Here is a 21831-nt window from a genome sequence, read left to right as displayed (position 1 = left end):
TCATTAACGAATAAATTGATCATCAACTGATAAACATATGCAGACATTACAAGCAAAGAGTGATAAAGAAACCAGTGTAAAACAAGATCCTATTTCCGGGTCAGAAGCTGTATTACGTTGTCTGATTGAAGAAGGCGTTGAAACGATTTTTGGCTATCCGGGAGGTGCTATCATGCCTATTTATGACGCTTTATATGGATATGCAGATAAGCTGACTCACATACTGGTTCGCCATGAGCAGGGAGCTATTCATGCTGCTCAGGGGTATTCCCGTGTAACAGGTCGTGTAGGAGTTTGTTTTGCTACATCAGGACCCGGTGCTACCAACCTGATTACTGGTATTGCCGATGCACAAATTGATTCTACACCTTTGGTATGTGTGACAGGCCAGGTTGCCTCTCCTTTACTGGGAACAGATGCTTTCCAGGAAACAGATGTGATTGGTATCTCTATGCCTGTAACGAAATGGAATTATCAGATCACGAATGTAGACGAAATTCCTGCTGTATTTGCCAAAGCATTCTTTATTGCTAAATCCGGGCGTCCGGGACCTGTTCTGATTGATATTACGAAAGATGTTCAGAATGCAATGATGCAGTTTTCTTACAAAAAATGTGAGAAGATTCGTAGCTATGCGCCTTATCCAAAGCCTACTCAACAGAGCTTACAGGATGCAGCTGAATTAATTAATACTGCTAAGAAGCCTTATATTCTGGTAGGGCACGGCATATTGCTTTCAGGTGCCCAGAAAGAGATTGTGGAATTTGCTGAGAAAGCCCATATCCCTGTTGCTTCTACCTTGATGGGTCTATCTGCATTTCCTACTGATCATCCATTGTATGTAGGCTATCTGGGAATGCATGGAAACTATGGTCCTAATATCAAGACGAATGAGTGTGATGTGTTGATAGCGATTGGAATGCGTTTTGATGATCGGGTAACAGGTAATCTGAAAACATATGCCCGTCAGGCGAAAGTAATTCACATCGAAATCGACCCTGCTGAGATTGATAAGAATGTAAAGACGGCGGTAGCCATTAATTCAGATGCAAAAGAGGCTTTACATGAACTAACTCCATTGATCAAAAAACAGAGTCATACAGAATGGCTACAGGAGTTCAGGGATTGTGATAAGATAGAACATGATAAAGTTATCCAACATGCACTACATCCTGAGACTGGTAAGTTGAAGATGTCTGAAGTAGTGAATGTGATTTCTGAAATGACAAATGGAGAGGCTATTGTGGTAACTGATGTAGGTCAGCATCAGATGGCAACTTCCCGTTATTACAAATTTAAAGTAACAGATAGCAACGTGACTTCAGGTGGTTTGGGGACTATGGGCTTTGCTCTGCCAGCTTCTATGGGTGCCAAATTAGGTAAACCAGACCGCCAGGTGATTGCTGTGATTGGAGATGGTGGGTATCAGATGACAGTACAGGAGTTGGGAACTATCATGCAGTATAACATCGGGGTGAAGATTGTGGTATTGAATAACAGCTTCCTGGGTATGGTACGTCAGTGGCAACAACTGTTCCATGAAAAACGGTATTCTTTCACAGAAATGACCAATCCCAACTTTATCAAGCTGGCTGAGGCCTATTCAATTCCTGCAGAGAAAGTTGAGCAGTGTGAAAACCTGAAAGCAGCTGTTCAAAAGATGCTGGATGCCAAAGGTCCTTATTTTATGGAAGTAATTGTAGAGACAGAAGAAAACGTATTTCCAATGGTACCAGCTGGAGCATCCGTAACGGATATTCGTTTAGAGTGATTTAGTGAAAGTATCCGTAAAGTTTTAGCCTGCTATGGGAAAACTTTACGGATCTTTATCGAATTTTACATAAAAATAAAAGATGCCCTATGCCTAATCCTCAGAATGAGACTCAGCAGTGGAATGCACAGTTTTATGATACAAAACATGCCTTTGTGTTTCAGTATGGTGAAGATGTGATTAACCTATTGAATCCACAAGCAGGTGAGCGAATTCTGGACTTAGGTGCAGGAACAGGACATCTGGCAAAGAAAATTGCCGGTTATGGTTGTGAAGTGATAGGTATTGACAATTCGCCGGAAATGGTTGCGAAGGCTCAGGTTGCGTATCCGGAAATTGCTTTTTTTCAGAAGAGTGGTGCTGACTTTGCGTTTGATGAGCCATTTGATGCTGTGTTTTCTAACGCTACATTGCATTGGATACATACTCCTGAAAAAGTAATCGAGTGTGTATACAAAGCGCTAAAACCAGGAGGTAGATTTGTGGCTGAATTTGGTGGAAAAGGAAATGTGCAGCGTATCTTGGTTGCTTTAGCTGAAGCTTTACGAGCTAAAGGAATAAACACAGATGTGCATACCAATTATTTTCCAAGTATTGGGGAATATACACCGTTGCTGGAAAGAAGTGGCTTCCGTGTGACATTTGCTGCTCATTTTGATCGTGATACTGAACTGGATGATCCTGAAAATGGAGTTATTGACTGGATTCAGATGTTTAGAGGATTTGCATTGAAGGAATTATCAGAAACAGCTAAGACTGAAGTCTTTGCCCAGATTAAAGAGTCTTTGAGATCAACCAACTTTCATGATGGAAAGTGGTTTGCAGACTACAAACGTTTACGTTTTGTGGCCATCAAAGAGTAGTATAACAAAATAAATTTTGACACTAAGGTTTAGTCCATAATCAGACGTATTTATGAATACTCCACAACCGGATAATGAACGGACGTTTATCATCTCCGTTCTGACTGAAAACAAAAGCGGGTTGCTTAATGCAATTACCATTATCTTTACGCGCCGGAAGATAAACATTGAGAGTATCAATGTCTCAGAATCAGAAGTGGCAGGTGTGAGCCGTTATACGATTGTTGTGAAGCTTACTCGTGAAAAAGCTGAAAAGCTGGTAAAACAGATTCGCAAACTGATTGAAGTATTGGGTGCCTTTCTGTATGAAGAGGAAGATACGCATTATCAAGAGCTTGCTTTGTATAAAGTTCCTCTGGAGCCCTTCCTGAATGACAGTCAGAATACTATTGAAAATCTGATACGTCAGCATTTTGCACGTATTCTGATGGTAGAGCGTGAGTATATTATTATTGAAAAAACTGGTAGAAAGAGCGAAACCCAGCAACTGTTCGAAGAACTAAAAGCATTTGGTGTTTCTGAATTTGTTCGTTCTGCCCGAATTTCCATATCTAAGTCCAAGCGTCGTACAGAGCGATTCCTGGAAGAGCTGGAAGAACTTAGTGCCAGAACATCTAAGAAAGTTGAGTATCAGGATTAATTCTACAGTTCTGAAACATATGTTCTGATTTTAACCTGTAGAACAAACTAAAAGTCTGTCATTATAAAGTAAATTAACCTTAACCTTTATTTAATTAACAATTCAAGTATCATGGCAAAAATTAACTTTGGCGGAACCGTAGAAGATGTGGTAACCCGTGAAGAGTTCCCAATGGAAAAAGCAAGAGAAGTTCTGAAAAGCGAAACCATTGCAATCATTGGGTATGGCGTACAAGGCCCAGGACAAGCGTTGAATCTTCGTGATAATGGCTTTAACGTAATCATTGGACAACGTAAAAACTCTAAAACATGGGATAAAGCAGTTGCTGACGGTTGGGTGCCAGGACAAACTTTGTTTGAGATCGAAGAAGCTGCTGAAAAAGGAACTATCATTCAATTCTTGCTTTCTGATGCAGGACAAATCACTCTTTGGCCAACTATTCAGAAATATTTATCTCCAGGCAAAGCGCTGTATTTTTCACATGGTTTTGGTATTACTTTCAATGAGCAAACTGGTATTATCCCTCCAAAAGATGTAGATGTAATCCTGGTTGCTCCTAAAGGTTCTGGTACTTCATTACGTCGCTTATTCCTGGCTGGTAAAGGCTTGAACTCGAGCTTCGCTATCTATCAGGATGCTACAGGTCGTGCGAAAGACCGTGTAGTAGCTTTAGGTATTGGAGTAGGATCTGGTTATTTATTTGAAACAGATTTCAAAAAAGAAGTTTACTCTGACTTAACGGGTGAGCGTGGTACATTGATGGGCGCTATCCAGGGTATATTTGCCGCTCAGTATGAGATCCTGCGTAAAAACGGACACTCTCCATCTGAAGCCTTCAACGAAACAGTAGAAGAATTAACTCAGTCTCTGATGCCATTGGTTGCAGAAAATGGTATGGACTGGATGTATGCCAACTGCTCTACAACTGCACAACGTGGTGCATTGGATTGGTGGAAAAAATTCAAAGAAGCTACTTTACCTGTTTTTGATGAGTTGTATAACTCTGTAAAAGATGGCAAAGAATCTCAACGTTCTATTGACAGCAATAGCCAGTCTGACTATCGTGTGAAACTGGAAGCTGAATTGAAAGAATTGCGTGAGTCTGAAATGTGGCAGGCAGGTGCTGCTGTACGTCAGTTGCGCCCTGAGAATAAATAAGGAGTTTACTCTGTTTGCAGGGTTGTCAGGGTATTATTATCCTGATAACCCTGCAATTTTGTTTTTAAGACAGGTATTCAATATTTTTATACTCCAGATAAATCAAGTATTCTACAATATTTATACTCAGTGAAGTAAGAATTACATATTTTTTGCTCATGCGTTTTTGTATCATACTTACACTATTGCTTGTCATGTCTTGTAAAGGCAATACAGAACATTATGACTGGAAAGTATCAAAATATAAATATGTCAAGGCTTATGTGATACCTGATCATTTAGCATGTCTGTGTTTTGTAAATGAAATGCGAAAAAAAGAGTTCATTGCCAGACTAGATAGTGCACAGAATAAACTATTGCCAGATAAAATATTATCTGAGAAACAGGTGCTAGAGATAGAAACTTTGTTTACAGAAACAATTGAAAATGATACGGAGAGATGGGCAGACTGTTTTAACCCCAGACATGCTATTGTTTACTATGATGACCAGCATCGTCCTACAAATGCAATATTGGCCTGTTTTGAATGTAGCAAAATAGAAACCTTTCCTAATGCACAGGAAAATTTGGACCTTTACATTGAGAATTTTCGTTCTTTCTTTGAGAAACTTGGATTGCCTGTATTTAATAACCCAATTGAACATCAGGCTTATATTGATTCGTTGAAAACATTGAAGAAAACCAAAAAGTAATATGTCACAGAAACCCCAAACCTTGTTTGATAAAATCTGGGATAGCCATGTCGTAAAGCGGCAGGAAGGACACCCGGATGTAGTGTTTATTGATCGTCATTTTATCCATGAGGTTACCAGTCCACAAGCCTTTAATGGCCTGCGTCAACGTGGTATTCCTGTTTTCAACCCACAGAGGACTACAGCAGTACCGGATCACAATGTACCTACCAAAGATCAGTTGCTTCCTATCAAAGATGCCTTGTCTCGTCATCAGGTAGATACGCTACGTAAAAACTGTGCAGATTTTGGAATAGAATTATACGACTTAGGTCACCCTTATCAGGGCATTGTACACATCATAGGACCAGAGTTAGGATTGACCTTACCTGGAATGACTATCGTGTGTGGTGATTCTCATACAAGTACTCACGGGGCTTTTGGAAACATTTCTTTCGGTATTGGTACCAGTGAAGTGGAAATGGTATTGTCTGCTCAGTGTATTATGCAGTACAAGCCTAAAAAGATGTTGATTGAGATTAATGGTGAATTAGGAAAAGGAGTGCTTTCTAAAGATATTATTCTGTACATTATTGCTAAGATTTCCGCAGGTGGTGCTACCGGATACTTTGTGGAATATGCAGGTGATACCATCCGCAATCTGAGTATGGAAGCCCGTATGACCATCTGCAACATGAGTATTGAAATGGGAGCACGGGGTGGTATGATTGCTCCGGATGAAACAACCTTTAACTATATCAAAGGCAGAAAATTTGCTCCTCAGGGAGAAGAATGGGAAAAGCAACTGGCTTACTGGAAAACATTGAAGACAGATGAGGGAGCTGAATATGATACTGTATTGAGATTCAATGCAGAAGACATTGAGCCTATGATTACCTATGGAACCAATCCTGGTATGGGTATCAAAGTAACAGATCGTATTCCGACACTGGCTGAACTGAAAGATATTGCTGAACAGACTTCTTTCAAAAAATCGCTGGAGTATATGGGACTTGAAGCGGGTGCTCAACTGCTTGGCAAGCCTGTAGACTATGTGTTTATCGGAAGCTGTACCAATGCCCGTATCGAAGATCTGCGCCTGGTTGCAGACTTTGTGAAAGGCAAGAGAAAGGCCGATAACGTAGAAGTATGGATTATTCCAGGCAGTAACCAAGTGGCAACACAAGCTAAAGCAGAAGGACTGGATAAGATCTTTGCAGAAGCGGGTTTTGAGTTGCGTGATCCAGGATGTTCTGCTTGTCTGGGTATGAACGAAGACAAAGTGCCAGCTGGTAAATACTGTGTTTCGACCTCTAATCGTAACTTTGAAGGGCGTCAGGGGCCTCAGAGTCGTACCTTCCTGGCAAGCCCGCTTACAGCTGCTGTAGCTGCTGTGACAGGTAAGGTAACAGATATCCGGGAGTTTGTATAACGAATCATTAGAATAGATTTTATTACATAAAGGATTGACAATCTTTATTGACGCAACAAAGTCTGGTATGGCATTGTTGAAAGTCTGGAAAGGCTGTCAATCCTTTCTTTTTTAGTAGGTTAGCAGTAGCGTATATTTTTTCTACATGCCATGAACGTAATTAGTGACTGTTGGCTGATTGATGAAAAATGGGTTGAAATAGCTCTGCATATTGCTTATTGTGTTACTAGAGCCAGTGTTACAAAATTCTCTGCCAGGGTATAAAATGAAACTAGCAGTTACTATGTTGCCTCTATTGCCTAGAAAATAGAACATTGTTTACCTTATAATCTTTCTGCATATGTTCCGCTTTGCTTTCATCATACTTGTGTTTTTTACTTGTGCAGGATTCACAAGAGCACAAATTTCTGCAAATCAGCTAGTTGGAAAATATTGGTTGTATTTGAAAGAAGCCAATCAGAAGACAGATGAGTTTTTTGAGATTAAGCCAGGAGAAGGACAGAACTATGTGTTTATCTGGCCTGATCAGTCTTCCTGCAAACTGGTTCCTGAATCCGCTTCGTCGTATCGTCTGGATTGTAAGGATGAAAAGTTGCAGGTTACATTTGAAACTGATGGTAGCAAAATAAAAGGATTTACGCTACATTCAGCAAGTAGCCCTATGTATGGTCTTAAAAGCGAATAACGCTTTTCCTATAAAAGAAGGCTGTAGTCAGTGTTATAGAAGTGTATTGGAAACTTCAGGTAAATAAGTACCTTGCTTTCCACTTGTCTATATCATAAACTGACTGCAACCTATGTCTGATTCCTCTTTAACAAAAGATCGTGCTTCCATGCCTTCCGGTACAGCGCCTGTACTGGATCGTCGTACCCTCGAAAATAGCAATCGCAATCTGTTATCTTTAGTGAAGCCTGGACTTACTGTGCTTGATGTAGGTTGTGGTACAGGGGCGATCACCAAAGATATTGCCAGATTAGTTGGTGCAAATGGAAGCGTTGTAGGGATTGATCTGAGTGAAGAGTTGATTAACGCTGCTAAAACAAATCATACCTTTTTCAGTAATCTCTCCTTTCAGGTACAGGATATTTTTACATATGAATCAGATTTACGTTTTGATCTGATCACAACTGCCCGCACCCTCCAATGGATGAATCGTCCTAAAGAAGCCCTTCTGAAGATGAAAAGTCTGCTTGTGAATGGAGGATGTATTTCGGTATTGGATTACAATCATACTAAGATTGAATGGTTGCCGGCTCCTCCTGCCAGTATGCAACAATTCTATGAAGCCTTTCTTCTATGGCGTGCTGATGCTGGCATGGATAACAAGATCGCCGATAATTTACAGACTATATTTTCGGAAATTGGATTAAAAAACACTACTATTACCAACGAATCGGAATTCTATCATAATAAAGAATCTGATTTTTATGATACAGCTGGCATCTGGAACAAAGTAGCTGAAACCAGAGGAAATCAACTGGTAAAAGATGGTTACATTACAGAGTCTCAGCGCATCAGCGCGATACAAGATTATGATAAATGGTTAAAAAATGACGCAATTTCTATGAAGCTGTATCTACTGGGAGTTACCGGATATTTGTAAAATTATTGAGGGCTTTACAGAATTAAAAGCCCTTTGTGTCCGTTACAGTGGATATCTTCTATAGACTTTAGGCATGCATACAATAGTAGGTATTCTATTTGTATGTTATTGCAGTTATACATTTATCTTCGGTTTTGCATGATTCAGATTATTCCGGCTATTTCTATTTACCAGGGGAAATGTGTGAAAGTTCCACCTGGTGATTTTGAGAATCCTATTATATATGGCGACAGTCCTGTAGAAGTCGCACAACTATTTGAAGAACATGGCATTCGTCGTGTTCATTTGGTAGATCTGGATGGTGCAAAGAAGGGCACGGTAGTGAACTTTAGCGTGTTACGTATGATTTCCGGCTATACCAGTTTGTCCATTGACTTTAGTGGGGGTATTCATACCAGTGAAGATGTACAGCTTTCTTTACAGAATGGAGCTACCTATGTAGCTGCGGCCAGTATTGCCGTTACGAATCGGAAAGAGTTTAGTTCATGGATAGATACCTATGGAAAAGATCGTATCATTCTGACTGCCGACTCCCGAAATGGCAAGATTATTACAGATGGATGGCGACAAAGTACACAAATAGATCTGTTTGAGCTGATTGGCTACTATCATAGCCTGGGGATAAAATATGTGAAATGTACAGATGTAGGGAGAGACGGTACTATGGAAGGACCTGCTATCGATCTATACAAACAACTGTTAAAAGAGTTTCCGGATTTGTGTTTACTGGCAAGCGGAGGGGTGAGGTCTGTTGCGGATATTGATAAGTTAGCTGTAGCAGGAGTATATGGGGTGATTTTTGGAAAGGCCTATTACGAAGGAAAAATAAAACTCTCAGATCTGAGGCATTATCTTGGGTAAGAGGTTTCTATAGTATACCACTTCATAACAACTTTTATCTCGCTTTATGGAATTCTTGCAAACTTTGTTCATGTCTTTTTTCAATGTAGTACCCACACTTTTTCAAATAGGAATCTGTATTTACTACTATTCAAAGAATCGTTCTACGGATGGCATTCTTCTTATAATAGGGTCAGGCATTCATTTACTGACATCTTTTATGTATGTTGCTATTCCATTTATTATGCAAAGCAATAACCTGCCTGTTTCCAACGTTTCTTCTATCTATCAGATAGTTGGTGGATTTAATTTTATTGGTACTATAGCCTTCCTGGCTGGTTTATTTATGCTTATTCAAAAGATGGTAGCTCACAAGGAATCTACTGATAACGCACCAAAATGGTAAAACAGGATGTAAATTCACGTTACCATTTCAAAAATCTATTGTCTAGAAGTTATTTTAGGATAATTTTTAAATAGCAAAAAAGCTAGAATTTGTAGTAATTCTCACTTTCACTCCTCAGGTTGTGTGTTATCACCAACCTGAATGATGGGAAACAACTCGTTGGTGATAACACCAACGATGGGGAAAAATGCATCAAAATGGTAAAAGCAGATTTATATTCTGCTTTTACCATTTTAGAATCTGTCTCTTAATGATGATCCGGGTTTCCGTCTGTATGCGCTGTTTTCTTGCAGCAATCATCTAACTGCTTGTAGGCTTTCTCTTCAGCAGGGACATTATCGGCATCATATCCTGTTTTAGCTACTGCTTTACGGATTTGATCAGGATTCGTCTTCTTTGGATTATAGGCTACAGTCAATACTTTACTATTTACATCCAGGTTTGATGACTGAACACCTTTTTCATAAGAAAGAGATGTTTCAAGCGTATTTTTACACATTTTGCACACGGCAGACGTTTTGATCTTAACTTCTGCATTTTTTGATTGTGCCATTGCAGATCCTGCTATAAACACACTCACGAAAAGGAATAAAAGCACATTTTTCATGGTACTAAGAGAGTTTGAGTAAAACAAAATAAACTGATATAATGAGTAAATAGATTTGTATTTATTTGATTCTGAATCGGAAACCCGTGTAGATCATTCGTCCTACGATTGGTCCCCATACTAAGGATGCATCAAAATATTGACCAAAAGGGTCGTTAGCTGCAATGATTGGGTTTGACTGGCGGAAGTTTCCGAGATTTTCGCCACCTATATACCAATCCAGATTTTTGAATGACCGGGTAACCTGTGCATTGAAAATCAGATAAGAAGGGGAATTTTTCTCCTGTTGATACTCAGATGGACTTACCTGAGTGTCCGGAATTCGTTTGCTTCCTATCCATTGAGTAGTAAAGTCAAATTTCCATTTGTCCTTCTTGGTTGCATAGGCCACATTAAACAGCGCTCTGTCTCTACTTACCAATGGTCGGCGACGTAGTTGCTGATTAATAGTGGTACGAACATCATACAACTTATACGCTAACTTAACATCCAGCCGTTTGATGGGCTGATAGTTGAGTTCAACCTGAGCGGTGTTTGCAAAGGAACGCCCCTCCAGGTTATAGAATCGGATTTGTTGCGGATTGGCATCTAGGTCTGTCACTACCTGATTGCTAAACTCTGTGCGGTACAGATCTATCAATAGGGAACCGTATCTGCCAAATAGCCGAAAGTCATGCGACAGATTGATACCATAATTCCAGGCTTTTTCTGGGTTTAGTCGTTGTGTAACTACCAGTTGCCGTGAGCTTACTAGTACAGCTGTATTTTCTGCAATAGGATTGGCAACTCGGAAGCCTCTACCTGCTGAAGCCCGCAGAGATGTATGTCGTCCTACATCATACTTCAGATGCAGACGTGGTGTTACAATTGTGCCAAACAGATTGTGGAAATCTGTCCTCAACCCTGCCACAGCTGTAAATTTATTGGGGATTGTATACGTATACTCCCCAAAAATGCCTGGAACCGATTCGGTGCGGGCAAAGGAAGAGTCTCTGTATCTCTCATTGTACTTATCCATCATATAGCTTATACCCATACGTACTGCATGATTGGTATTGCCAATAATGGTCTGATAAATCAGATTGGCATATAATGTCTGTTCCTGGCCTTTGTAGGTATTAGTGCCAAAGAAGGCATTGGTTTCATGATCAACACCAGAGACAATGATACCTAATCCCCTGTAAGGTGCTTCCGGGAAAATAATCCCTAGCTTTCCAAATACTTCATTACGGCGTGTGGTAGTACCTGTACCATAAGGAGTTTTATGCTGATAATTTGGATCAGGCATAGAATGGCCCATATCCGGATCATAAATCATAGGTATTTCCTCATGGGAAGGGTCGTAATAGGAAAGTTGTCCTCCTCTGCGATTATCGTACAGCGTTTTGATACCAAATTGACCTTTTACTCTTTCCCCGTCATATTTCCATCTGTTCAAGGCATTAAATTGTTTGAACATCGGCAGATCCAGAAATCCGTCTTTGTTACGATCCATCTGATCCATAAAGGATTCTCCCAATGCACTACCGTGTAGTAAAAGTCCTGTACTCCATTTTTTACCTACCTTCTGAGCAGATTGGATATTTAATTCTCCTCGTCCCATCTGATTCAGGTAACCATTCACAAATAGCCGTTCACTCGCTTCTGGTTTTTGTAACTCTACATTAATCTGGCCTGTAATGGATTCATAGCCGTTCACTACCGAACCTGCTCCCTTACCAACATCTATAGAGCTTACCCAGGTACCCGGAGTATGATTAAGGCCATATATAGCATTCAATCCACGTATAGATGGAATGTTCTCTGTCTGCATTTGTACGTATACACCATCCAGCCCCAGCATTTGTATTTGTTTGGTTCCTGAGATAGCATCACTGAATGACACATCTACCGATGCATTGGTCTCAAAACTTTCAGATAAGTTACAGCAGGCAGCTTTCTGCAGCTCTTTGGTCGTGATCTTTTCTGTCCGGATCGGATTTAAGGGGTCAATAAACGAACTGGCTCGACTATCTTCTATGACAACCTCTTTAAGGGTTTGTCCAGGTTTTAGTGTTACAAGGATTTCCTGTTCTGGAGAGTGGACATGAATTGTATCATTGGTATAGCCCACAAAGCTGATAATAAGCGCATGCGCATTAGCTGGTTGATTAATGACAAACTTTCCATTGGCATCTGTAGTGGTACCTATAGTAGTTCCCTGCCAGAATATGCTGGCTCCTATGAGAGGAGATGCTTGCTGCATACTTCCATCCTGTATAGTTCCCCGTACAGTTTGTGACTGAGCAGCTACAGTATGTATAACCAGATAAACTGCTAAAAGCAGAAAAGCTTTTTCTGAAAAAAGACCGAAAGAACGAATGGATAGCCGAAAAGCAGATACGGGTTTTGATCCTATATCTGTATGCCCATTCATCCTGTCATGTCTGACAAAGATGTTCATTGTAGAGTAGATTAAATATGAAATAAATAGAAAATACCCATCCTGGACTATCAGGACGTGAGAGCCTATTACTTCATTCTACTAAATCTGGAGAGTTCTCTTTTTGGTCAGGGTATCCCTGCCAGTTTGTGGGGGAGATGTATTGGTATATCCACAAGCTTCCTCTTCACTGATTACAAGCTTGTGTACAAGGGTAAAGAAGTTCTGAACAACAGCAGTAAAAGCCAGACTGATAAATTTAGTCAGCTTTTGGGAGTATCCAGCCAGGTCTACATGCAGGTAAACTGTTTTGTCTTCACAGCAGGCCGGCTTTTTGAAGGTTGTCTGAGATTGAGAGGTCGGTTGCTCACAGCTTGTTTTGGCAGAGCAACAGCTTTTCTTCTTGGATAAAACAATAACTTTCTCTTCTTTCATCTGGCAGGAGTGCTCAATAAAGCCCATGCCAGTGCTGACAGTGAAAATCACTCCCAGCATAAAGAAAGCCACTATTTTATGGATAAGAAGACGCATACTTACAAATATAAGCCTATAGATAGTTAAAAAACAAATTTTTATTGTTTTTTAACATTTGTTTAGTATGCATATCTTCCCATCCAGGCAAAATAAAATAAAGAGATAAGATAGTATTGAATGCAGGTGAAATATGTAAGATGGTTTCTACAACCATAACTACCACTCATCTGATTATAGGTAGTTGATTTTATGTTTGCAATATGTTTGCACCCATAATACAAGCTTTAGTGGGTCCGGAATACGGATACGTTCCTGCATAATCTGAGAAGCAGGCAGGCGTTTGATCTTTTTAAAGAGAGCCTTATAATAAATGTAAGCAAGGTAGACACCCCATTTTGCACCGCTGGGCAACCGTTTAATGCCTTCGTAAGCAGCATCAAAATCTGCCTGTATATCTGCTTCTATGGCATCTTTGGCTTTGCCGTTAAATATAGTAAAGTCAATTCCAGGAAAATAAACCCTTCCGCGGTCGATATAATCACTCTTCAGATCTCTCAAAAAGTTTACTTTCTGGAAGGCTGCTCCCAGTCGTTGCGCGGAGGATTTCAACTCTTGGTACTTTTCTTTGTCGTTTTTACAAAATACATGAAGACACATTAATCCTACTACTTCTGCCGAACCGTAAATATACTCTTCATAGCCTTGTCTGGTATAAGAGGTTTCGTACAGATCCATTTCCATGCTTTTAAGAAATGCATCAATCAGGTTATATTCTATACCATACTCATGTACCACTGTCTGAAAAGAGTGTAATACAGGATTCAGACTGATTTTTTCTTCTAGTGCTCTATAGGTGTCCGCTTTGAACCGTTCAAGTAAGGATTTCTTATCAAAGCCATGAAAGGTATCTACGATTTCATCCGCATACCGGACAAAACCATAAATAGCATAGATAGGAAGATGAAATTCCTTATCCAGGGTTTTTATACCTAAAGTGAAGGAAGTGCTGTAACACTTAGTGATTAGCTTACTGCACTCAAAAGTTGTTTGATCGTAAAGTTGCATAAATTCAAGTAAGTGTTTGATAGGGAAGTAGTGGAATCAGGATTTTTCAATGGATGAATTAGCCAAACTCTCTGATAACCTCCGAAGCGACTACCTGACCTGATATCAATGAAGGGGGGACCCCTGGGCCAGGCACTGTAAGCTGACCTGTATAATACCAGTTTTGGATGTTTTTATTTTTAAGTACAGGTTTCAGAAAAGCAGTCTGCATAAGAGTATTCGCTAGTCCGTAGGCATTGCCCCGAAAAGCATTATAGTCATTTTTGAAGTCACTATGGGCATAGCTTCTTTTGAAAACGACTGAGTCACGTATAGAGCAACCTGTGTACTTTTCCAACCTATCCATGACCATATGATAGTATTTTTCACGGATGTCCTCAGTATCAGTCAAATCAGGCGCAACAGGAATGAGAAGGAAAAGATTTTCGTATCCTTCCGGTGCTACTGTAGGATCGGTTTTACTGGGAGCCGAAACATAAAATAAGGGTTTACTTGGCCATTGCGGTTCTGTATAAATCTCGTGCGCATGAACTGTAAAATCCTCATCAAAAAATAGGTTATGATGCTGTAATCGTGGAATGCGTTTATTGATTCCCAGATAAAACAACAAAGAAGAGGGAGCCATAACACGTTGCTTCCAGTAACTCTCGTCGTAATTACGCATACCTGGTCCTAACACATCGGCGTCTATATGATGGTAATCTGCTCCTGCTACTACCACATCTGCTTCATGTGTATTGGATTGAGTAATTACCCGACTTACATTTTTGTTTTCTACGACAACCTGTTGTACGTTCTCGTTAAAAAGGAATTTAACCCCTTTCTCCTCTGCCAGTTTCACCATGCCTTTGACGATTTCATGCATGCCTCCCATAGGATACCAGGTTCCCATACTGATTTCTGCGTAGTTCATCAGACTGTACATAGCCGGTGTATTCTGTGGAATAGCTCCCAGGAAAAGAATCGGAAACTCCATCAGCTTCAGTATTTTCTCATTATGAAAATACTTCCGGATATGCGTATGAAAAGATTGAAGTACATCCAGCTTAACCACATCAATGAGTAGTTTCATACTCAGAAACTCACTGATGCTCTTGCTGGGTTTCCAGACAAACTGATTCATTCCTACCTGATACTTATAGGCTGCCTGTTCCAGAAATTCTTTGAGCCGCTTTCCGCTACCCGGTTCCATCATCTCAAATAGCTGAGCTATTTTGTCAGTACCAGCAGGTAGGTTAATAACATCATTCTCAGAAAAAATAACAGAATATGATGGATCAAGGCGTATTAATTGATAATAATCAGATGTTTTTTTTCCAAAGCGCTGGAAGTATCCTTCAAATACATCTGGCATCCAGTACCAACTCGGACCCATGTCAAACGTAAAGCCTTCTGCCTGGAAAATACGTGCTCTGCCACCAGGAGTGCTGTTTTTTTCAAGCACAGTCACTTCAAAACCGTCGTTTGCAAGGCATGTCGCAGCCGAAATGCCTGCAAAGCCCGCCCCGATGACAATTACTTTCTTCATACTTAATGAAAAATGATTGGAATATTGAACAGGTGAACCAATGTAATGCTAAAACTCTAATTACACCAGAAAGTTTAAAAAAAGATCTAGTACTACCGATAATACTAAACAACATAAACCCAGGTTACAGGCCTGGGTTTATTACTTTATATTAATAAGCATATACTTTTAGATGGTCTTTGAGCTCCTTACGGGCAATATGTATACGATTCTTCACTGTACCTATCGGAATTTGCAATTTCTCCGCAATCTCATGGTATTTAAACCCACTAAAATACATAATGAAAGGGGTTCGGTATACCTCATCCAGCAATTGCAATGCCCGATTAATATCTTCTATTGCAAATGAAGAGTAGGCCAGATTGTAAGTGGTTGCGTTTGTTGAATTAATGTAATGAAGATTGTTTGTATTGTCGATGAAGGTATTCCTCTTTACAATACGCTGATAGTTTGTAATAAAGGTATTTTTCATAATCGTGAACAGCCATGCTTTCAGGTTTGTACCCTCTGCAAACTTCTCACGATTGATATATGCTTTTAGCAAAGTTTCCTGTAACAGGTCATTTGCATCCTCAACATCTTTGGTTAATCGTACAGCAAAAGGCTTAAGTGATTTAGCCATTTTACCAATAGAACAGGAAAACTCTAAGGCAGTCATAGGGCTTCGAGTTAAAGGTGAGAAAAAAGTTTTGTTTAACAAATATAAATCAACATTAAACAAAATAAAAAGATAATATGATATTTTTTTATTGTAAGACCTTATTTGCTTTCTATTTTGTTTAAGTATGTGCTTATTTTAGTTTAACAAAAATCATTCCCTGTACGCCAACAAGATAGATACGTAAGGTGGTATATATCGGATTTAGAAAAATAGGATAAAGAAAGTACTGAATTACAGCGCTATCAGATAGATAGGGTAGAGGATTCGTTACACTTGGTTACACAGGGTTACAGTTATAGGCACACTACTAAATGATTGTAAGTGAAGAGAGTTACATGAGTTACACTGATTTCTTCTATACACATGTTTTAGTATAGTATAATACTATATATAAAGGGGGGATAGCTATTGCTCTATTCTTCTTAGGGACTTCTGCGAAAAATGGCAAAACTGTGTATCCGGTGTTACTTTTTTCATTATCAGTTTGTTATGCTGTAACCATAAGTGTAGCCAAGTGTAGAAAGAGTAACAGGTCTTTAACTGTAGTAGTTTTTAAGGGATTGAGGAATCCAGTACTAGTAAAGTAAGAAAGTTCTTCTCTTCTTTTTGTATTCATTTTTGCTCCTTTGGAAAGAATTATTTTCTTCTTTCTGTGCTCTAGGAAGGATCTTCCTGCTACAGCGAGACAAATATGACAAGAATGAGACCTTTCCTTTTTGAAAATATTTTTTCTCTCAAAAATCAAACATAATTCTATTTGTCGCACGTGTCCCGCCGTGGCAGGCAGATCCTTACAGAAGGACAGAGAGGGTAAGATCCTTATAAGATAACAGTAAGGAGTCTTTATTTACAGAGTTCTTTCCAGAAAAGTTATAAGAATGCCATACTATCAAATGCGGGTAAGAAGGGTAAGAAGCGGGTTAGTTGCGGGTCAGATGTAAAGTACTGATAATCAATTAGGGTAAGAAGGGGTAAGAATATTTTCTATACTACGTGTGTTATATATATAATATAAAAAGAAAATACTAAATATAGTATATACTAACCCTTTCTGCTCCCATTCTTCTGCTACCGTTTAGCCCTAAACATCTTACCCTTCTTACCCGCATTGATTATCAATCACTTATATCTTGCCCGCAACTGACCCGCATCCGACCCTTCTTACCCCTTATAAATAGGCTATGCGATTGCCCTTGAACCCAGAAAGGAAATATTAGTAAGTAAAACAGATCCTAAAAACTTTTGTCTTCCTAAAAGGATCTTTCTACCATGTCGAAATAGGGATGACAAGGCTGGCAACTTCTGGAATTGTATCTTTTGAGCATAACTAACTTCAGGTTTTTAGTTTGCGCATAGTTCATGGCAAAATCTCTTTTGATAAAGGCAAGATTGTCCTATCGCTCAATGAACAAATCGTATATACTTCCAATCACCTTTTGTTTTGACCAGAGTTCCAATCATTTTTTAGTTTGCGCATAACTCACGGCAAATTATTTTTTGACCGGAATTCTGATCATTTTTTCGTCTTGCGCATAGTTCACCGCAAAATCAAAATATGATCAGAATTCAACGCAAAACTGTTTTTGTATAGAACTATGTACAACAAAATTTTTGCCCTGCTTTGCCATACATGCATTTCTATATATTAAAAGGTTAAATCTATCGGGATTTCCCTTATAAGAATAAAAAATGCCCGACTTTGTTGCCGGGCATTTAAGTTTATGTGCTTGATGATACATTATCTTTTCGTTGTATCCTTTGTAGAAGTCCCTTTGTTAAATAATGACTTCAGTTTATTTTTAGCTTCCTCTTCCGCTTTTTTCTTTGCAGCAGCCGCTTTTTCTTCCAGTTCCTTTTTCTGCTTGGCTATTTCTGCATTAATCTTATCCTGTTCAGCCTTCAGTTTAGCTTCAGCTTCAGCCTTGGCTTTCTGTTCCAGTTCTGCTTTTTTCTTTTCCAGCTCGGCTTGAGCCTGCGCTTTTGCTTTGTCTACTTCTGCATTGGCTTTATCTGTCAACGCACTTTTTAGTTGCCCTGTAGCACTGCTACCCAAAATTTTAATCTGAGGTTTGTTGAATGTTCCACCTACACCCAGATCCAACTGAATCTTTTCAGGATTAGTAACAGGTGTCTTTAATTGAGAACTTAAGAATGATGTAACCTGAGCTCCTACCTTTCCTGTAGGAACATCCACTTTCACTTTATAATCCAGTGAACCATCTAATCCGTTACTTCCTGAAACATTGGCTGTATAATCTTTCAATTTTACATCAAAAGGCTGATAAGAAACACGGCCATTTTCAATCTTTGCAGATAAAATTACATCCTTCAGTTCTGCAGGTGTGATATTACTCAATTTAGTTACTGCTGCAAAGCCTTGAGTTACCGGAGATTCTTTCAGTGTAGCTTGTACCAGTTTCAGGATACCTCCACCTGTTACTGTTGCCATATCAGGCATCATATCCTGTTTCAGTAAACCTTTGATGGAGAACTCCGGTACATTTACAGATCCACCTATGTATTGAGCCATCGGCATCATCGTTTTCACTGTATTGAATGTCTGGTATGCTTCAGCTATAGCTAAGTTGTTGATCTTTAAGTTGAAATCGTAAGCAGGTTTCTTAATATCCCGTGAGTCATACCCACCAGTAGCGATAAAGCTGCCTCCCAATGTATTAAATGCCAGATTTTCCATCCGAACTGTTCCATCTTTCACAATGATAGTTCCTACCATATCTTTCAGGTTCATATTGTCGTATAGTACTTCTTTAAGAGATGACACCAGTCGGAAATCAATGTTTTTAGGAATTTCAACTACAGTCAGTGGTGTATCTTCTGTGGCGGGTTTGTTAGGATCATCTACCATCCATTCATTTACATCAAATTTAGTAGATGAGAAAGACATGTTTCCTTTTATAACCGCATTCTCATGCAATACATAGTTGATATAGTTAGAGATAGAACCTGTAGCGGCTACATCACTTTTACCCAGGAAACCATTAAATGTTGTAAGATTAATTTCCTGAGGAGTAAAGCTCATTTCTGCTTTGGTGATTTTCACAGTCGGCATATCCTTTGTCGAGTAGGTAAAGTTCGTCAACTGAGCAGAACCACTGGTAGGCAGTTTGTCATAACGTTGTGCATCTACATCAGACATCTTTCCTTTGGTTTCAATATCTGCATATACTCTACCTGTAAGAGTCATTCCTTCTATAGGATAAATTTTTGTCATTTTGGTCAGATCAGCTCCACCTTTAACCTTGATATCCCATGTATAATCATCCAGATTTTCTACATATGCCTTTGCTTCCAGTGGCTCACCTTCCAGAATCATACGGAAGTTACTTACGTTAATCTTGGTGTCTCTCATCTGACCTGTACTATTATTAATAGTAGCATTGACATTCATTTGTTCAAGAGGAGCAGGGAACTGGCTGGTTTTTACATACCCGTTGGTCAGGCTCATAGCAGCTGTGACAGCAGGCATACGTTTAGCCAATGTGTCATATACCCCTTTGGCTTTTACATCTATGGCATACAACCCTTTCAGTGTCATGCCATCAATAGGAAACATCTGAATCAGTTCCGCCAGATTTAATTGAGCCTTGATCTGCGTATCAATATCATATTTAGACAATCCTTTCAGTTTAAAGCGTCCATCAACCGGATTTTTACCCAGATCCAGGTGAAATTTTTGAATGTCTACCAGAATATCCTCCAGATTACCACTGGCATCATCTACTTTCATGTCTACATTAATATTATTGACAGTAGTAGGAAGCGCTGAGTATTTCATGCTACCATTGGATATTTTAGTATTTAAGCCAAAGCCAGGCATCTGTACCCCATTAAAGGTTCCTTTTACATATCCATCAAATGCTATATCTCCTTTTGCTTCCAGATCTTTAAAGCTTTCAGTATATACACCTGGCACCATGGATAGCAGACTTTTAAATGTATTGTCTTTGCTTTTGAAGGTGATGTCCATTGTGTAGTTAGTGTCTGGCATGGCAAACCATCCATCAAAACCTAACGCAAAATCATTGAGTTTAACATTATTCTCTTTGAATGTATATTTAGAGTTTTTCAGATCCATGCTTAAAGTAATGTCAGCATCTACCTTTTTCTTTGACAAATATTCCACTCCATCAAAATTTATTGTCAGAGAGTCAATAGAAGTCTGACTATTCATATCAAATACTTCCTTCTCAAAGTCTCCACTACCTGTATGGTTCAGATTTACTACTTTGGTATATACAGGAATACTGCGGTCATCATATATTATATGTCCGTTGGTGACAGACCAGCTATCAATACCCACTGCCACATTAGATTGACTGGTATCTACTTCTTCTGTTTGAGTCGTATCCGCTATGTAGATGTCCCAGTTGGCTTTACCATCTTTCAATACTTTGGCTAAAATGCGGGGAGATTCCAGGTCTACCGCCTTTACTTTGATCTTATCGCCACTGATGACAGACATAATATCAACAGTCACCTGAAATTTAGGAACTGCCAATAAAGTGTCACTACGAAATACATCCTTACCGACTACTCCAAAATCTTCCAGAGAGGCTGTAATATTGGGAAAATGCTTGAAAAGACTTACGCTAAAGCCTTCTGCATCGAAATATACTTTGGCATTCACTTTCTTTGCAATCTCTTGCTCAAGCTTAGCCTTAATTTCATCTTTATAAATAATAGGTAGAATAAAGGCTGCTCCCAATAGCAGTACAATTACGCCTAAAAAAATAAGGACAACTTTTTTCATGATATAGATTATGGTATGATATGGTTCAGCGAATGTAATGGAAAATAGTATGGCGAAAAAAATCAAACTAATTGAAAATCTGACATTTTCCTTACACACGATATTTTACATAATATAATGTAGCTTAGTGCCATAACGAAAAAAATAAAGAAAAGTAGATAAAAAAGTTGAAATTATTTGGAGAATAGAAGCGGGTCATATACTTTTGTAACCCTGTTCGCAAATCAAGAGAAGATCACGGACAGAGTAAGAAAAAAGAAGAAAATAAATTTTAGCTTTTTCTTGCAGCAATCAAAAACAACTTCTACTTTTGCATCCCGATTCACACACGGTGAGGAAAGAAACGAAAAAAGAAGAAATAAAGTAGACAGAGGGAAGAGGCGATAAGAAAGTTAAGTAGTGAAAAAATAAAAAATAAATTTTCACAAAACACTTGACAGAAAAGAAAAAGAAACTTACCTTTGCATCCCGATTCTGAAAGAGAGAAAAACAAGAGTGGTAAAGTAAAAGTAAGAATCCAAAATAAGAAAACCAAATTTTACAAAGGTTTTTTTAAGCAAAGAAAAAAAAGAGTCAGAGATAATAAAGAGTAAAAAGTTTACCTAATATATAGGTCTATCTTCCAAAAGTGGAAGAGATGTTCTTTGAGTGATTGAAGCAAAAGATAGCAAGCAAATAAAGCAAGGTAAGGTTTGCAGAAAGGGTACTTTGAGAAAAGTAGCTAATCGAGCAAATCGTCAACTTGATTCCTTTAATAAGAGAGTTATCGGGACAGACACTGTTCTTTATCGCTAGCAATAGTAATAAAGGACAAAACTTCATATACTATGGAGAGTTTGATCCTGGCTCAGGATGAACGCTAGCGGCAGGCCTAATACATGCAAGTCGAACGGGTAGCAATACCAGTGGCGCACGGGT

General features: G+C 39.0%; 17 protein-coding genes and 1 rRNA gene. 11 read left to right on the top strand and 7 right to left on the bottom strand.

Annotated elements, in window-relative coordinates; all coding sequences use genetic code 11:
- Positions 1-37 precede the first annotated feature (37 nt).
- From ilvB to QNI15_RS36965, 10 genes are all read left to right on the top strand, one after another.
- Entirely contained in the window at positions 38-1771 is a 1734-nt protein-coding gene (ilvB, locus tag QNI15_RS37010; RefSeq protein ID WP_314037059.1) for a biosynthetic-type acetolactate synthase large subunit, read from the top strand.
- 89 nt (positions 1772-1860) lie between these two features.
- Positions 1861-2634, top strand: coding sequence for a class I SAM-dependent methyltransferase (locus tag QNI15_RS37005; RefSeq protein ID WP_314037057.1), 774 nt, complete (start codon positions 1861-1863; stop codon positions 2632-2634).
- 52 nt (positions 2635-2686) lie between these two features.
- Positions 2687-3274: an acetolactate synthase small subunit gene (ilvN, locus tag QNI15_RS37000; RefSeq protein WP_313998038.1), complete on the top strand. Its 588-nt coding sequence runs from the start codon at positions 2687-2689 to the stop codon at positions 3272-3274.
- Between the two features lie 111 nt (positions 3275-3385).
- Positions 3386-4432, top strand: coding sequence for a ketol-acid reductoisomerase (gene ilvC / locus QNI15_RS36995; RefSeq protein WP_313987512.1), 1047 nt, complete (start codon positions 3386-3388; stop codon positions 4430-4432).
- 194 nt (positions 4433-4626) lie between these two features.
- Positions 4627-5124 (top strand): hypothetical protein, encoded by a 498-nt coding sequence (locus QNI15_RS36990; protein WP_314037055.1) that lies wholly within the window; start codon positions 4627-4629, stop codon positions 5122-5124.
- 1 nt (position 5125) lies between these two features.
- Positions 5126-6535, top strand: coding sequence for a 3-isopropylmalate dehydratase large subunit (gene leuC, locus QNI15_RS36985; RefSeq protein ID WP_314037053.1), 1410 nt, complete (start codon positions 5126-5128; stop codon positions 6533-6535).
- Positions 6536-6875: 340 nt separating this feature from the next.
- Positions 6876-7220 carry a hypothetical protein gene (locus tag QNI15_RS36980; RefSeq protein WP_313987505.1) on the top strand — a complete coding sequence of 115 codons (345 nt, stop codon included), beginning with the start codon at positions 6876-6878 and terminating at the stop codon, positions 7218-7220.
- 112 nt (positions 7221-7332) lie between these two features.
- A complete protein-coding gene (locus tag QNI15_RS36975; RefSeq protein WP_314037051.1) occupies positions 7333-8139 on the top strand; it encodes a class I SAM-dependent methyltransferase in 807 nt (268 codons plus the stop codon).
- 138 nt (positions 8140-8277) lie between these two features.
- Positions 8278-9000: a 1-(5-phosphoribosyl)-5-[(5-phosphoribosylamino)methylideneamino]imidazole-4-carboxamide isomerase gene (locus tag QNI15_RS36970; protein ID WP_313987502.1), complete on the top strand. Its 723-nt coding sequence runs from the start codon at positions 8278-8280 to the stop codon at positions 8998-9000.
- Between the two features lie 70 nt (positions 9001-9070).
- Entirely contained in the window at positions 9071-9385 is a 315-nt protein-coding gene (locus QNI15_RS36965; RefSeq protein ID WP_314037049.1) for a hypothetical protein, read from the top strand.
- Positions 9386-9632: 247 nt separating this feature from the next.
- Here the strand turns inward: QNI15_RS36965 and QNI15_RS36960 are convergent, their stop codons facing one another.
- From QNI15_RS36960 to QNI15_RS36930, 7 genes are all read right to left on the bottom strand, one after another.
- The gene (locus QNI15_RS36960; protein ID WP_314037047.1) at positions 9633-9992 is read right to left on the bottom strand and encodes a heavy-metal-associated domain-containing protein; all 360 of its coding nucleotides are present in this window, start codon (positions 9990-9992) and stop codon (positions 9633-9635) included.
- Between the two features lie 61 nt (positions 9993-10053).
- Positions 10054-12435 carry a TonB-dependent receptor gene (locus QNI15_RS36955; RefSeq protein ID WP_314037045.1) on the bottom strand — a complete coding sequence of 794 codons (2382 nt, stop codon included), beginning with the start codon at positions 12433-12435 and terminating at the stop codon, positions 10054-10056.
- A gap of 81 nt (positions 12436-12516) precedes the next feature.
- On the bottom strand, positions 12517-12945 hold the full coding sequence (locus QNI15_RS36950) for a hypothetical protein (RefSeq protein WP_314037043.1): 429 nt from the start codon (positions 12943-12945) through the stop codon (positions 12517-12519).
- 174 nt (positions 12946-13119) lie between these two features.
- On the bottom strand, positions 13120-13953 hold the full coding sequence (locus QNI15_RS36945) for a phytoene/squalene synthase family protein (RefSeq protein WP_314037041.1): 834 nt from the start codon (positions 13951-13953) through the stop codon (positions 13120-13122).
- Positions 13954-14011: 58 nt separating this feature from the next.
- Positions 14012-15481, bottom strand: a complete 1470-nt coding sequence (locus QNI15_RS36940; protein WP_314037039.1) for a phytoene desaturase family protein — start codon at positions 15479-15481, stop codon at positions 14012-14014.
- Positions 15482-15632: 151 nt separating this feature from the next.
- Positions 15633-16139 carry an RNA polymerase sigma factor gene (locus QNI15_RS36935; protein WP_314037037.1) on the bottom strand — a complete coding sequence of 169 codons (507 nt, stop codon included), beginning with the start codon at positions 16137-16139 and terminating at the stop codon, positions 15633-15635.
- Between the two features lie 1741 nt (positions 16140-17880).
- Positions 17881-20913, bottom strand: a complete 3033-nt coding sequence (locus QNI15_RS36930; RefSeq protein ID WP_314037035.1) for an AsmA family protein — start codon at positions 20911-20913, stop codon at positions 17881-17883.
- Positions 20914-21737: 824 nt separating this feature from the next.
- On the opposite strand from QNI15_RS36930, the gene QNI15_RS36925 reads away from it, so the two are divergent.
- A 16S ribosomal RNA gene (locus QNI15_RS36925) occupies positions 21738-21831 on the top strand; the annotation flags it as partial.

Source organism: Xanthocytophaga flava (assembly GCF_030068545.1).
Taxonomy (GTDB): Bacteria; Bacteroidota; Bacteroidia; order Cytophagales; family 172606-1; genus Xanthocytophaga; species Xanthocytophaga flava.
Note: the sequence above shows the minus strand (reverse complement) of the source record. Positions and strands in the feature narration are given on the sequence as shown.